The organism is Bacteroidales bacterium (assembly GCA_023228145.1).
Taxonomy (GTDB): Bacteria; Bacteroidota; Bacteroidia; order Bacteroidales; family CAIWKO01; genus CAIWKO01.
Genome location: JALOBU010000021.1, coordinates 1 through 15,774, shown reverse-complemented (window position 1 = coordinate 15,774; position 15,774 = coordinate 1). Strand labels below are relative to the sequence as shown.

The 15,774-nt window shown below is 35.4% G+C and carries 12 protein-coding genes; 11 read left to right on the top strand and 1 reads right to left on the bottom strand.

Translation table 11 applies throughout. From position 1 onward, the window contains the following. Nucleotides 1-285 precede the first annotated feature (285 nt). From M0R16_10235 to M0R16_10185, 11 genes are all read left to right on the top strand, one after another. A complete protein-coding gene (locus M0R16_10235; GenBank protein MCK9613259.1) occupies nt 286-1,893 on the top strand; it encodes a C45 family peptidase in 1,608 nt (535 codons plus the stop codon). Beyond that, complete coding sequence (locus M0R16_10230; protein MCK9613258.1) at nt 1,890-3,095, top strand: DUF2062 domain-containing protein; 1,206 nt, start codon at nt 1,890-1,892, stop codon at nt 3,093-3,095. The genes M0R16_10235 and M0R16_10230 overlap by 4 nt, the downstream gene beginning before the upstream one ends. Nucleotides 3,096-3,113: 18 nt before the next feature. Further along, nucleotides 3,114-6,971 carry a 1-acyl-sn-glycerol-3-phosphate acyltransferase gene (locus M0R16_10225; GenBank protein ID MCK9613257.1) on the top strand — a complete coding sequence of 1,286 codons (3,858 nt, stop codon included), beginning with the start codon at nt 3,114-3,116 and terminating at the stop codon, nt 6,969-6,971. A 29-nt stretch (nt 6,972-7,000) separates the two neighbouring features. Continuing rightward, the gene (locus M0R16_10220) at nt 7,001-8,503 is read left to right on the top strand and encodes an NAD(P)/FAD-dependent oxidoreductase (GenBank protein MCK9613256.1); all 1,503 of its coding nucleotides are present in this window, start codon (nt 7,001-7,003) and stop codon (nt 8,501-8,503) included. A 190-nt stretch (nt 8,504-8,693) separates the two neighbouring features. After that, the gene (locus M0R16_10215) at nt 8,694-9,959 is read left to right on the top strand and encodes a radical SAM protein (GenBank protein ID MCK9613255.1); all 1,266 of its coding nucleotides are present in this window, start codon (nt 8,694-8,696) and stop codon (nt 9,957-9,959) included. Between the two features lie 16 nt (nt 9,960-9,975). Continuing rightward, nucleotides 9,976-10,371, top strand: a complete 396-nt coding sequence (locus tag M0R16_10210) for a hypothetical protein (GenBank protein ID MCK9613254.1) — start codon at nt 9,976-9,978, stop codon at nt 10,369-10,371. Between the two features lie 34 nt (nt 10,372-10,405). After that, nucleotides 10,406-10,807, top strand: a complete 402-nt coding sequence (locus M0R16_10205; GenBank protein ID MCK9613253.1) for an acyl-CoA thioesterase — start codon at nt 10,406-10,408, stop codon at nt 10,805-10,807. Beyond that, entirely contained in the window at nt 10,804-11,544 is a 741-nt protein-coding gene (locus tag M0R16_10200) for an enoyl-CoA hydratase/isomerase family protein (protein ID MCK9613252.1), read from the top strand. The genes M0R16_10205 and M0R16_10200 overlap by 4 nt, the downstream gene beginning before the upstream one ends. A gap of 6 nt (nt 11,545-11,550) precedes the next feature. Further along, nucleotides 11,551-12,231, top strand: coding sequence for an enoyl-CoA hydratase/isomerase family protein (locus M0R16_10195; protein ID MCK9613251.1), 681 nt, complete (start codon nt 11,551-11,553; stop codon nt 12,229-12,231). Continuing rightward, entirely contained in the window at nt 12,212-13,321 is a 1,110-nt protein-coding gene (locus M0R16_10190) for a 3-oxoacyl-ACP synthase III family protein (GenBank protein ID MCK9613250.1), read from the top strand. The genes M0R16_10195 and M0R16_10190 overlap by 20 nt, the downstream gene beginning before the upstream one ends. Nucleotides 13,322-13,325: 4 nt before the next feature. After that, nucleotides 13,326-14,900: a B12-binding domain-containing radical SAM protein gene (locus M0R16_10185; GenBank protein MCK9613249.1), complete on the top strand. Its 1,575-nt coding sequence runs from the start codon at nt 13,326-13,328 to the stop codon at nt 14,898-14,900. A gap of 51 nt (nt 14,901-14,951) precedes the next feature. On the opposite strand, the gene M0R16_10180 is transcribed toward M0R16_10185, so the two are convergent. Further along, nucleotides 14,952-15,774 (bottom strand): T9SS type A sorting domain-containing protein (locus M0R16_10180; GenBank protein MCK9613248.1); only part of this gene is annotated, 823 nt, incomplete at its 5' end.

The following is a 15,774-nucleotide window of genomic DNA, read 5'->3' as shown; positions in this document are numbered from 1 at the left end:
AAATTTTTTTATAAAAATGATTTTATCATAAATGTTAATGTAAAAAAAATAGATTTTTTGGAAATAATTAACACACTAAAAAAGATATAAATAAATGCTAATTTCATTTTTAGGGATTGAGATACTTTAGCGAAATCAACACAGGCAGCTTCTGGTCAACAAATTGTATGCAGCATTCACATTTTGGGAAATTATTTTATATTTGTTGCTTGAAGGTAAAGGATGATTTGGTATATATTATTTGTTTTTATATTCATTTGTATAGCTTTATTAGCAGGGTATTTGATGTTGTTTCATACGATTAAGTTTAAAAGTTCCAACGATACTTTGTTGAATAATTCTCCTGTTGTGTCGGATTACGGCTTATCAAGGATGGGAAATTGCTGGCTGAGTAAAAACAAGTGGGGTTTGTTTGAAATGTACATTGAAGGTACAGCTAATGAGCGTGGTATTGTGAATGGTAAACTGACGGAAAAACTGATGTACAGACAGGAGAATTTATTTGTCGGGGAAATAAAGAAAAGGGTGCCTGGGAAAGTCTATCTTTTTCTTTTAAAATTGATAATAATTTGGATGATAAGGAATATTAAAAAGCATATAGGCAACGAATATTGCATGGAGATTCGTGGAATAGCCGCAAGCGCATCCAGGGAATTCAGGATGATTGGCCCGGGCTATAACCGCATCATGGGATATCATGCGGCTCATGATATTGGGCATGCATTGCAAAATTCGCATTTAGTCGGTTGCACCTCTTTTGCATTATCCGGGGAAAAAACTTCAGATGGTAAAATCATGCATGCGCGAAATTTTGATTTCTATCTTGGTGATCAGTTTTCCAGAGAAAAAATTGTAACATTTTATGCTCCCGAGTTTGGAAGTAAATTCGTGATGATTACATGGGGAGGCTTGATAGGCACGGCTTCAGGAATGAACATTCATGGATTGGTAATTACTGTGAATGCTGCAAAATCAAAAATGCCCTTTAGTATCACAACCCCTGTTACCATTCTTGTAAGAGAGGTGTTGCAATATGCTTGTGATATACACCAGGCCATTGGAATAATAAGCAATAAAAAAATATCTGTTTCGGAATCATTTCTGATTAGTTCCGGCATGGAAAATAAGGCATTGATTGTTGAAAAAACACCTTATAAAACTGAAATTTACGATACGGGCAAAAATCAAATCATTTGTACAAATCATTTTCAATCAGATAAGCTAAAAAATGACGCACTTAATATTAAACAAAAAAACGAAAGTGCCTCAATGGCAAGATATAAAAGGGTGGAAGAGTTGCTTAATCGTATTGATAAAGTGAATGTAAAGGATGCTGTTGACATATTGCGAAACAGGAGCGGGCTAAATGATGAACCCATCGGCCGGGGCAACGAAATAACAGTGAATCAATTACTGGCGCATCACTCCATTGTTTTTAAACCTTCTGAATTGAAATTCTGGATTTCATCCGGCCCGAATTGTCTGGGTGAATTTGTATGCTACAAACTTGATGATGTATTTGAGCAGGCTGTTAAATTTTCCGAATCATATAATTTGGTGTCATCAGAAGACGTTATACCTTGTGATGAGTTCCTTACCGACGGTGGTAATGATGAATTTGAAACATTCAAATTACTGTCAAAAAAAATTACGGAATGTAAAAAGAATGACATTGTGGATAACAGCATCATACAGGAAATGATTTATCTCAATTCGGATTACTTTTATTCATACAACATTGCAGGGGATTATTATAAGAGTAAAAAACAATATTCAGCTGCTGTTGAATATTACAATCAAGCGTTGGAGAAAATCATACCTAATAAAAAGGAACGTAACGAAATAGAAAAAAACAGGATGGCTTGTTTAAAAAAGCAAAAAGGAAAAGTATGACGGAGCTTGCCAATAATAAAGCCTTATTTGATGAGATGAAGTGTTGCGTTGTTGTTCCAACATATAATAATGTACAAACTTTGGGAAAGGTAATTGATGGCATACTAAAATATACGGATAACGTAATTGTAGTAAACGATGGCTCTACAGATGAAACAGTGCAGATTCTTCAAGGGTACAACCATTTGAATATTATCAGTTACACGAAAAATAAGGGAAAAGGTTATGCGTTGAGAAAAGCATTTAAGCAAGCCTGTTTACAAGGATATATGTATTGCATTACCCTTGACTCTGACGGGCAACATTCTCCCGATGATTTGATGCTTTTCATTGAAAAAATTAAAGAAGAGCCTGAAGCTTTGATAATAGGCTCAAGAAATATGAAAAGCATTAATATGCCCGGAAAGAATAGCTTTGCAAATAAGTTTTCAAATTTCTGGTTTTATATTGAAACAGGGAGGAAAATTCCCGATACTCAATCAGGATACAGGGCTTATCCCTTGTTTTTGTTGAATAAAAAACATTATTTCGGGCTCAAATATGAATTTGAAGTTGAAGTTTTGGTAAGAGCTGCATGGTCAGGGGTAAATATAATTCATCTTCCTATAAATGTTGTTTACTACCCAAAAGAGGAACGCATTTCTCATTTCAGGCCATTTTGGGATTTTTTTCGCATTTCAATATTAAATACATTTTTGGTGTTGATTGCATTCCTTTTCATCAAACCATTTTCTTTTATTAATTCGCTTAAGAAAGAAAAAGTAAAGACATTTCTACAGAAATATGTTGTCAATAGTAACGATTCAAATTTTAAAATTGCTGCTTCCGTGATGGTGGGTGTTTTTTCAGGTATAGCGCCTGTATGGGGATGGCAATGGGGTCTGGCATTGTTGCTCGCTTTTTTGTTTAAGTTGAATAAAGTTCTTTCTGTTGTAGCAACAAATATCAGTGTACCTCCCATGATTCCTGTTGTAATTTATTTAAGCTATATCATTGGGGGATATGCATACCATTATGATGCCGTTTCCCTTGAATACTCTCAGAATATCGGGCTTCATTCGATAAAGATAAATATCATTCAGTATGTCATTGGAAGTTTTATTCTTGCAACCATCACATCCTTAGTAATCGGAATAGTTACTTACATATTGTTAAGGTTTTTCAGAAAAAAAGTTACATTGCAAAAAAAGACAGGAAATTAATTATTAAAAAATATTGTTTTGTCGGTTATTTTTTTAAAAATATATGATTTCTTTAAAGGGCGGAAACATTTGCTGTTTATTTTGATATTTCTTTTGGTAGCTTTGTTTTCATTTCTGTCATCTCGTTTATATTTAAATGAAGATATTTTTGAATTATTTTCGCATGATGAGGCACTCAAAGATCAAAGGTTAATCTTTGATAAAATTAAATCCAACGATAAGATTGTTATTATTTTTAGCACCAACGACACTTCAACAGTTGCCGTCAATAATTTGATTTATTCTGCTGATGAAGTTTCTGAGAAAATAAAACAACAGCTTATCCCTGAACATGCCAGGGAATTGATATATAGTGTTTCTGACAGCTTTGCGGCAGAAACGTATGAAATGATATACAGGAATTTGCCTTTTTTTCTCGAAAAAAAGGATTATGAACATATTGAAAAGCTTATTACCCCTGAAAATGTATCTGCCGTATTAGATGCTAATTATAAAATGTTGGTTTCATTCGCTGGCTTTGCTACAAAAAAATATATAACCCGGGACCCCTTTGGATTTACAAACCTTGCACTCAAAAACTACATGTCAGCCAACATAAGTAATGATTATTTGTTATTTAATGACAGGATTTTCAGCAAAGACAAAAAAAATCTTTTGATGTTCTTAAGCTCTGTGTTTTCTGCAAGTGAGTCATCAAAAAATTCCATACTTATTAAAAAACTTGACCAGATAATTGCAGAACAGAACAGCAAAGGTGTAGTGCAAATACATTCCTTCGGAGCTACCCCTGTATCTGTATGTAATTCGCGTCAACTAACTGTGGATACTATAATAACCATGGGAGCTGCACTAATAATATTGTTTTTGTTTTTTGCATACTTCTTCAGGCAGAAAAGAACATTTTTATTTCTTTTACTTCCCGTATTATTCGGAGGTTTATTTTCATTGGCACTTGTTTATTTGCTGAAAGGTCATATTTCGACTATTGCTCTTGGTACAGGTTCTGTGATATTAGGTATTGCTATAAACTATTCCATCCATTTTTTTACTCATTTTCATTTTGCCGGCTCTGCAAGGGAAACGCTGAAAGATATTACTATGCCGATGATGATTGGCAGCATTACAACTGTCGGGGCATTTTTAGGCTTATTGTTTGTTAAGTCACCGATATTAAACGATTTCGGTTTGATGTCAGCATTGGTTATTTTGGGCTCTTTGCTCTTTTCCATGATATTTCTTCCTCATTTTGTCGGTAGCAAACTAAATACTGAAATTAATGTTCAGAGAAAATCTTATTTGACAAAGATTTTGTCTTATAGCTTTGAAAAAAATAAGTATATAATAATCGGCATTGTTTTGCTTACTATGATTTTTTTATTTCTGACAAAGAATGTCGGATTTGAAAGCGATATGAAGAAACTTAGTTTCTTTACTGCAGGCCTTAAAGAAGCAGAGCAAAAACTGAACTCATTTTCTGATAGCACTTTAGAGGATATATTTATTATTAGCAAAGGAAAAACATTAAATGAGGCCTTGAAGAATAGTGAAAAAATAAAGGAAAAAATAAACTTACTGAAGAATGACAGCTTGATAGGTCAGGTTTACGGGGCTTCCCATCTATTATTTTCAGATTCATTACAAAAAGTAAAACTGTCAACATGGGAATCATTCTGGGACAGCAATCGTAGGGAAATCCTAAAAAAGAATTTCCTTTTATGCACAGGGCAATATCATTTTCGAAGTAATGCATTTGATGAGTTCTTTGCTATGCTCGACAAAGATTATATCCGGATGAACAAAAATGATTTTGAGAAGATAAAACAAACACAGGTTCAGGATTATATAGATGAAGTTAATGAGGAGACTTCTGTGATTACAATGATAAGAGTAAAACCGGAAAATAAAAATGTTGTCTTGTCTGCCATACCGACAGACAGGAGTACATCTGTGATTGAAAATAAAAATCTTTTTACACAATTTTTAGATGTCATCAGGGATGATTTTAATGTAATTTTAATTTTATCTTCCCTGCTTGTATTTACATTTCTTTTGCTTTCTTATGGAAGAATAGAGCTTGCTGTTATTGCATTTATCCCAATGCTTGTGAGCTGGATATGGATATTAGGGCTTATGAGTTTGTTCGGGATTGAATTTAATATCTTCAGCGTAGTAATATCTGCTTTCATTTTTGGGCTTGGAGATGATTACAGCATATTTATTATGGATGGGCTTCTGCAAAAATATAAAAAAGGACAGCAAGTCCTCACTACTCACAAAACTGCGGTTCTTCTTTCTGCATTTACTATGCTGGTTGGTATCGGAGTGCTTATTTTTGCAAAACACCCTGTACTAAAATCCATCGCTGTTTTGACAATTGTCGGGATGTTTTCGGTGGTATTTTTATCTTATACAATTATTCCGGCTTTATTTAATTGTCTGGTTTATCAAAAAAATAAATTAAGAAGATTCCCTGTAACGATATATAACTTATGTTACGCCGCTGTATGTTATACGTATTTTACATCCGGAAGCATCATGTCAGCATTGCTGGGAGCAACTTTGATTAAGATATTACCTGTAACCAGAAAGTTCAAACAATATCTTTTCCATTATTGCCTGTATTTCGTTTGCAAAACAACTATGTACCTGATGTATTTTACCAGAAAGAACATAATTAATTATTCTCCTGATATTTTTAAAAAACCTTCCATTATAATTCCGAATCACCAGTCTTTTATCGACATACCTCTTCACATGATGTTTTCGCCAAAGATAATTATGATCACAAACGATGCTTTTTATTATTCTAAAACAATAGGGGTAATAATTCGTATGGCGAATTTTATGCCGGCATCAGCAGGCTTTCAAACCATCGTTGATAAGCTATCAGATGCTGTAAAAGATGGATATTCAATTGTAATATTCCCGGAAGGAACACGCTCAAACAATCAAAAAGTACATCGTTTTCATAAAGGGGCCTTTTATCTTGCTGAAAAACTGAAACTGGACATTCAACCGATTGTAGTACATGGTTCGGGTAATTATATTTCTAAAGGAGATTTGTTAGGGCGAAAAAGCCTGTTGACGATTAAATTTTTAAATAAAATTCAACATGATGATACATCATGGGGCAATGATTATACCGAAAAAACAAAAACAGTTCAGCAATATTTCCGGAAGGAGTATAACAAAGTTCTAACCGAATATTATTATGATACCAAACAGATTAAGGATCTTGTCATTAAAAATTTCATATATAAAGGACCTATCCTTGAATGGTACACAAGAATTAAACTTATTTTAGAAAAGAATTATCAATTATTCAACAGTCTGATACCTGAGAATGCAAAAATCCTTGATGCAGGATGTGGATACGGGCATATGTCTTTAATGCTTTCATTGGTTTGCCCAGAAAGACAAATAACAGCCATTGATTATGATGAAGATAAAATTAAAGTAGCAACACATTGCATGTCAAAACCTCCAAATGTTGATTTTAGTTATGCGGATGTGAGAAATTTCGGGTTTGAAAAATATGATGTTGTAATATTAAGTGATGTTTTGCATTATCTTAATGAAAGTTCCCAGGTGGAACTTTTGAAGAAATCTGTTAACTCGCTGAATCGGAATGGAATAATTTTGATTCGTGACGGATTTCAGGATATCGGCAAAAAACATAAAAATACAAGGTTAACAGAATTGTTTTCGACTAATGTTGGATTTAATAAAATGGAAAACAAGAAAATGAATTTTATTACTATCAATTGGTTAACAGAACTCGTAAGGAATTTGGGGATGGGGATGGAAGTGATTTCCCAACAAAAAAATACATCAAACTCTTTGATTAAGCTTTACAGAAAAGAAAACGATTTGTAATATTCGCATAAAAAAATAAACCTTTAGAAGTGGGAAAGTACGACGTAGTGATTATTGGAAGCGGCCTGAGTGGGCTTCAATGCGGGTATATTTTGAGCAAAGAAGGATATAATGTTTGTATTTTGGAGCAACATTCTCAGATTGGGGGTTGTCTGCAGAATTTCAAAAGGGATAATTGTGTTTTCGATACGGGTATCCATTACATTGGCAGCCTGGACGAAGGCCAGGTATTGAATAAATATTTTAAGTATTTTGAGCTGATGCAAAATCTTAAACTGAAAAGAATGGATGAAAATTCGTTTGATGTCATTTCTTTTGATGGAGACCCTCAGGAATATCGTTACGCCATGGGACATAAGCGTTTTGCAGATACACTGACGCAATATTTCCCTAAAGAGAAGAACGCCATTCATACTTATCTTGAAAAAATTAAAAATATTTGTGAACATTTCCCATTATATAACATTTCTAATGATGCGCTGAATCTGCCGGAGATGAGTTTTTTTTATGAGAATGCATATATTTATATTCAAAATATTACTAAGGATGTGAAACTTCAAAAAGTTTTGGCGGGGATAAACCCTCTATACGCTGGAGTGAAAGAAAAAACCCCCCTGTATGTTCATGCTTTGGTTAACAATTCATTTATTGAAAGTACGTGGCGCATTGTGGATGGTAGTTCTCAGGTTGCCGACATACTCGCAAGTAAAATCAAGTTAAACGGGGGCACCATCATAACAAATAACAGGGTTACAAATTTTATTTTTAATAATAGTGATGAACTTATTGCTGTCAAACTTGGGAATAATGAAATTGTCGAAGGCAAAACTTTTATTTCAACTATTCACCCTGTGAATACAATCAAAATGATTGATGAAAAGTATTTAAGGTACGTTTATCGCAAGCGAATTAATTCCCTTGAAAACACTATTTCCAATTTTACAGTGTATATTGTTTGTCAGCCAGATTCTCTGGAATATTTAAATTATAATCACTATTATTACATTAATGATAATGTCTGGATATCAGAAACTTCAACGGATTTTAAATGGCCGGGCAACTTTTTGCTTATAACCCCTGCAACTTCTGCTAGTACAAAGTATGCAAGCAATGCAATGATTATGACTTATATGCATATGGATGAAGTAAAAAAATGGGAACATACTCAAGAAAGAAACCGGGGGCTTGAATATCTTGAATTTAAAAAAGAAAGAGCAGAATCCTTACTAGATTTGGTGGAAAGGAAATTCCCGGGTTTCAGGAAATGCATCAAGAAATATTATACGTCAACACCACTTACATACCGGGATTATACAGGTACCGTTGACGGCTCAATGTATGGAATTTTGAAAGATAGCAACGACCCTATAAAAACACTTATTTCTCCGAGAACAAAAATCCCCAATCTATATTTGGCAGGACAAAATATTATATTACACGGGGTGTTGGGAGTAACTATTGGTTCCATAACTACCTGTTCGGAATTGCTGGGCATGAAGTACCTTGTAAAAAGTATTAATGATGCTTGTTAATTTTCGGAACCTAATTTTAATTAATAATATTTTAATATGTATTAGTGTCAACTTTGAATGGGATGTTTTTAATTTTTTAAATTATCTTTGTTGGCAATTTAACTGAATATATTAAGCTAAAAATTATAATTTTTTAAGGTTAGTGAAAAAAATGCTAAATAATTACTGCTTTTAATCGTTGTAATCAAATATGAAATTTAAACTAATTTACCCTAAATGGGAAAAACTTGAAGGACAGACTACATTTAACCTCCCGCCTCATGGGCCGGTTGTGATGGCCGCAGCATTGCCAGAAGATGTTGAAATTAACTTTATTGATGAAAATGTTGATACGTTGACTTATGATGATGACGCGGATTTGATTGGCATCTCAATGATGCTTACAGGGCAGATTAAAAGAGGCTGGGAAATAGCCGCAGAATATCGTCAAAGAGGCAAGAAAGTTATTTTTGGAGGGATTTCAACCATGCTGCATGCAGAGGAAACCCTGCAATATGCAGACTCTATTTTCCTGGGAGAAGTTGAAGGGCGCCTTGACAAGGTTTTTGATGATTTCAAAAACAATAAGCTTCAGAAAGTGTACAATTACATGACTGAAAACCCCGATATAAATCTTGTCGGGCCTGCCAGAAGAAGTATTTTGAATGATGAAAAGTATTATCATAAAGGACTACGTATGGTTGACCTTTTTCACGCTTCGAGAGGGTGTAAATACAATTGTTACCCATGCGCGGTTGCCTATTTAGGAGGTAAAAAGTTTCGTCCTCGCCCGATAGAAAGGGTTGTGGAAGAACTTGCAACCATTAATAATAACCGATTGTTCATAGTTGATAACTCCCTGGCGCAGGATAAACAATGGGAATTAGATCTTTTTCGTGAGATGATACCCTTTAAGAAAAAATGGTGTTCTCACCCGATAGAAGATGATGATGAAGTGCTTGACCTTGCCGCACAGGCCGGGGCATGGTTTGTTTATCAGGCAGTGTTCGATACTTCCGATTATATCCGGAACAGAGTGAAAAGATACCACGACCATGGCATTGCCGTTGAAGGAACCATTTTGCTCGGAACAGACGACCATACAGAAGACGATATTAAACGCCTGATAGATTTCTTATTGGAAATAAACCTCGACCTTGCTGAGTTTACGGTCCTTACACCATTTCCGCATACCAAGGCTTATGACGACCTGCTAAGACAAAACCGCATCATCGATTTCGACTGGAATCACTACAATGCAGGAAAAGTTGTTATTAACCCCAAACACATGTCCCCCGAACGCCTTCAGGAATTGTACCATTATGCCTGGGATACTTTTTATAAAGAAGAAACACAGGCCGAAAAAATGTTCAAATTATTCCGTTCTGTAATTATGAAAGAAATTGCTGACGGAACGTATAAACCTATACGTGAAGAAATTGCTAACAATAGCTTTGGAAAGAAGATAAAAAGATAAACAGAAAAAATTTTTTATGCTCAAACAATTCAACAAAGATATTCAATCTGCATACTTTGATGAAATTTATGATTTTAAAGGACAATGGGATGTGCCTTCCCGTTGTGGAATAAAAATTGTGTATGGTAGTGAACATTCAGTAATTATTGCTACGGAGTTATATGCTGAAAATCCGGGCACTTCCGTTACTAACTTTTGTGTTCAACTTGCAACACGCTTATGTAACCAAAGGAATATCAACCCCGAAAAATTAATTTTTATTGTTCGTACGCCTGATACCCAATCAAAATTAACCTTTATGAATGAAGACTTTTTTCGTGTAAAGCTTACATGGAATGGAGAGTCGTTTCAAAACCCTTGCTGGGAGCAGATTAGTAAAGATAAAGTAGATGAGTTTATTGGAAATAAGTAAGGTATTATTTTGTTATTTGTAATTATATGAACTAATGGATTTTGAATATCATTTATCGGTCAGAGGTTATGAGCTTGATTCATATAATCATGTTAACAATGCTGTGTATCTGAATTATTTTGAACAAGCTCGCTGGGATATCATGAAAAAAACCGGCCTGTTGGAAAAGTTTCAAAAAGAAGAGCTGATGATGGTTGTAACTGATATTCATATCAGGTATTCCCGTGAGGCTTGTCTTTTTGACAACCTGATGATTAAAACAAATATTAAGTTTAGCGGGCCCTATGTGATATTTGTACATAAAATGATTAATACAGATTCAGGAATTAAAATCTCATCCTCTGAAGTTAAACTAATACCCATTGATAAAACCAGAACACCCTGCAGCATTCCTGAATATTTTGAAACATTGATACATAAATATCAGAAATCTTGAAACGGGAAGCGAATTATATCATTGAAAAACAAGGTTGCATAGCGGTAATACTGATAAACAACCCTCCTCAGAATTTTATTTTGACTCCGGAGTTTATCCCTGTTCATCGGATAAGAAAGATAGCTGATGAAAAAGATATCAAGGGTATGGTTATTTCGGGTTCCGGCAGGCATTTTTCTGCAGGTGCCGGCCTTGATGAATTATTTATACTTGCATCAAATGAAAACAAATTAAATCAAGAGATGGGTAAAGGTATGGAATTGCTTACCGCTATATCCAATCTGAACATACCTGTTATAGCGGCTGTCAGCGGAGCATGCTTTGGAGGAGGGCTTGAAATAGCATTATCCTGTCATATGCGTTTTTCAACACCTACGGCAGTTTTTGCATTTCCTGAAGTTCTTAACAATCTTATGCCTGGACTGGGAGGCATATTCAGGATTAACAAAAAAATCGGCACATCACTTTCCGTGCAGACATTATTATCCGGAGATATTATTAGTGCAGAGAAAGCTCTATCTATTGGTGTTGTAGATAACATCCCCGGGAAAAATGTTCTTGAATTTTCTGTTAACTATTTGCAACAATTGCTTGATAGTAAGCCCAAAGAAGTTATTGTGTCTATAATGGAAGCTCTTGCTAACGCGGCAACACTTCCGATGGAAGATGCGCTGCGTGCGGAAACCAGATTGTTCTGCCAACTGGCAGCCAAAGAAATTGAACGAAGAAAAAAATAATGGTTTATGCTAAATTTTGTATCTTGTAATATCAATGATAACCTATGCTTTATTGAATTAAACAGGCCTCCTTCAAACAGCATGGGTAAAACGATGTTTCATGAGCTCAAAATTATATGTGAAAAGATTCAAAAAAATACTTCATTGCAGGCTGTTATTATCAGTGGTTCGGGAAGGCATTTTTCTTCGGGTGCAGATGTGGATGATTTGCTGTCTCATCCAGGTAGCGATTTTTCTTCTGCAGAGGATTTTTTTACGATCAACAGTTTTGTGTTTGAAACCATTCGCAAATTAAAAATACCTGTAATTGCTATAATTAAAGGGGTTTGCATTGGTGTTGCCACTGAGCTGGCACTCTCTTGTCATTTTCGTTTTGCAGCTCCCAATATCATTATAGGATCTCCTGAATCAGGGTTCAATCTTATGCCGGGCTGCGGGGGCACTTACTATTTATCTGAACTTGTTGATAAAAAAAACTCTATAGAAATATTATTAGGGGGGAAAAACCTTAATGCCGGGGAGGCACTGGAATTAGGCATAGTGGATATTGTTATTAATAAAAGTTTAATTTTTGAAGCTGCAGTATCTTTTGCAAAAAACATTTCAGTTGATTACAATTTTAGCTTACGGCAGGCGTATCTGTACAAATACCTAAAACAATTCTGTCATGAAAAACAGAAATGTTAAAATATGCGGCACGGGGCGTTTTCTTCCGGGAAATGCTGTTGCTTTTGATGATGTTGAAAGATACTTGGGCAAAATATCAGAGGCTCCATTTGCTGTTGCGAAATGGTTTACCCGGATTAAACCTCTGATGAAAGAAATGTTGGATATTGACTATTATCACTTTGCTATAGATCCGGATACCCGTGAATTTTTTGAAGACAACGTAAGCATGTCGGTGAAAGCGGCGAAAGAAGCTTTGAATCATGCAGGCCTTATTCCTGAAAACATACAGTTTATTGCATACGGCAGCGCTCACCAGCATCAAATGCCTACTGCCAGTGTCAGGATACAGGAAGCATTAGGTATTACTTCCTGCAGCGAAATATCAATACATGCCAACTGCACTTCTGCCTATAAAGCTTTTCTTGTTGCTTACGAATTTATTAAGTCAGGGCGGTACGATAATGCACTGGTAATATCCTCAGGTATTTCCTCTTCCGAACTTATCGCCGAATATTATAACCAGCCACTGATAAAGAAAGAAGAACTCTTTCTCCGTTATTTTTTATGTGATGGCGCAGGCGCATTGGTACTGCAAAATACACCAGAAAAATCAGGACTTATTGTCGAGAATGCCTATATCGAGTCAATAGGAGGTAATAAACCTGCAGCCATGCTGAACAGACGCCCGGCATACTGGCAAAATCCAAAGAAGGAGTTTGAAACCGGAGCTCACCATCTTGCTCAGATGTTCAACGAGCAATTACGGTTGCATTTTCATGATGTCGATGGTTCTGTGTTTTATAAAGGGTTACGAAGAATGATGGAAAAATACGATATTGATGCTACGAGCGTGAAGTATTTTCAGGTGAATTTCCCATCCAAGCATATTGCTGAGTTAATCATGGATGAATGCGAGTCTCTGGGTATCAAAAGGGAAGCTTTGTACACCAAAATGAATGACATGGGATATGTCGGCCCGCCTATGGTTTTCATTTGTCTTGATAAAATTATCCGCGAAGAAAAACTTTCAGAAAATGATATAATTCTCAGTTTTGTTACAGAAGTAAGCAAATTTATGCAGGCGGGTTTTACATTAAGGTATTACTGATATTATGACTTCAAAAAAGAAGCAAAACGGAAGAAAAAAGATATACCTCATTTTGCCGAAACAGCAATATGTAAATTATTACGGGCAGACGGAGCTATGTAAAATGATGGGGAAGAAAAAGTTTATGCTTTCCCTTGCGATGCCCATGATTGCGGCTTTAACTCCCCCCGAATATGAGGTACGCATTATTGATGAGGATATAGAAAAATTACCTAAAGAATTGCCTGATATTGCAGGTATTTCAGCATTGGCAACCACTGTAAAACGCGCTTACGAAATATGTGATGCATACCGGTCTGCCGGCGTAAAAGTTATACTTGGAGGGCCTTATGTTTCATATATGGTTGAAGAAGCAAGCAAGCATGCCGATGCAGTTGTGGTTGGTGAGGCAGAAGGTTCCTGGGAGCAATGCCTGCAGGATATTGAAAAGAATGAACTAAAATCGGTTTATAACCCTGGCAATTATTGCGATTTTAAAAATATTCCTTTACCAAGATGGGACCTTGTTGATATGAAAAAAGTTTTTCAGGTTGGGATACAGGTTTCAAGAGGTTGCCCTTACAAATGTGAATTTTGTTTGGTAACCAATCTTTTTGGCAACAAAATGCGCTATCGGAATATTGAAAATGTCATAGAAGAAATAAAATCGTTACCGGTCAGAAAAATGCTGTTTGTGGATGACAACCTGACTGCAAACAAAAAATATGCTCACGAATTAATGACGGCTTTAAAACCCCTGAAAATATCCTGGGGATGTATGGCAAGTATTGATATTGCCAGAGATGAGGACCTGCTGAAAGCAATGAACGATGCCGGTTGTTTTAACATTTTGATAGGTTTTGAATCCTTAAATGCCGGGAGCTTATACGAAACAAAGAAAAGGCAAAACCGTGATGCCCTGATTTATGAAGATGCTATTAAGAAAATACATTCATACGGGATTCATATCACAGCTTCCTTTGTCATCGGTTTTGATAATGATACTCCGGAAGAGTTTGAAAGTTTATACTATTTCACACAAAAAACAGGATTGTCGTACATAAATTTTAACATACTTGGAGCGCCTTATGGATCAGAACTTGAAAAACGCCTGACTGCTGAAGGGCGGATGTACGATATTGACAGGGATATGATGGGTGGATTGTTTCCATGCATTCATTATAAAAAGATGTCTCAGATTGAATTGTTCGACAAGTATCTGGAAACTCTTATAAGAATGTATTCTTATGAGTCAATATATCATAAAGCTAAAATACTTTTTGGTGATGGGTTTTTTACTAAAAAATATAATGATGGAAACCCAAGTGTTGCCTTTCGTGCAAAGCTTGTTTTTAAACTGCTCAAAGAGTTTATTTTTACTTCAGAACCCTATAAAAGAAAGTTCTTTTTGATAATGATTTCTTTTATCCGAAAGAAAAAAACAGCTGTAGATATGGGCCTGTCGCACATCTTGTCAATGGTAAGTTATCATAAGTACATAAATGAACTTAACTCAGAATCAGAACACTTCAGACAGATGATAAGGCGTTATGATATTGGCCCGTGGGAGTTGCATGTAAAGAACAGCAGAAATATATAAGCATAAAAAAAGCGGTGAATTACCACCGCTTTTTTTGTTACAGAAGTTTTGTTATTCAATGATAATTTTTTCTGTATGGTTCAGATTATTATTTATCAGGTGAAGGAAATACATGCCTTTCGGGAATGATTTCAAATCAATAGGTTTATTAACCAAGCCTGAATTATCTACTTGTTCACTGAAAATTATCTGGCCATTGATGGAATAAATTGTCAATAGTGAATTACCTTCAATTCCTTCAACACTGAGATGGAATAATCCATTTGAAGGGTTGGGGACAATGCTGATACTAACCCCTTCACCATTTTCATTTATGCCTGTGCATGGATCAAAGGTAACAACAATTGTATCTGAAGTTACGCATCCACTTAAGTTTACATCTACAGAGTATGTAAATGAACCTGTACCCAGAACACTGCCATCTAATGTGATTGCATGATTAATCGACTCGCCGGGAGTCCATAAGAATTCAGCGCCGATATTGCCTGCATCAAGTGTAATGTATTGATCTGCACAGATTGTTGTGTCATTTCCCAGATTAACATCAGGTAATGGATTCACAAAAACTGTAACCCAGTTGGCGCTGTCATTGGAGCAACCCGTAGAATAGTCTTCAAAGCTTTCAATATGGTAATATGCACTTACATGAGGAGTATCTTTTATGATGAAAGGGCTTGTATTAACAAGAGTGTCGGGCAAGCTCTCGGGTGAGCCACCAAATTCAGTTTTTGTTAATCCCTTAAGCAACCACGGGCCTGAACCAGACAAAGAAATACTTATGGTTATAGTATCTCCTATGCATATAGTATCGTCATCCACTTGCACTATAGCTGTTGGTAATTCTTTTACAAAGACACTTACCCAGTTAGCCGAA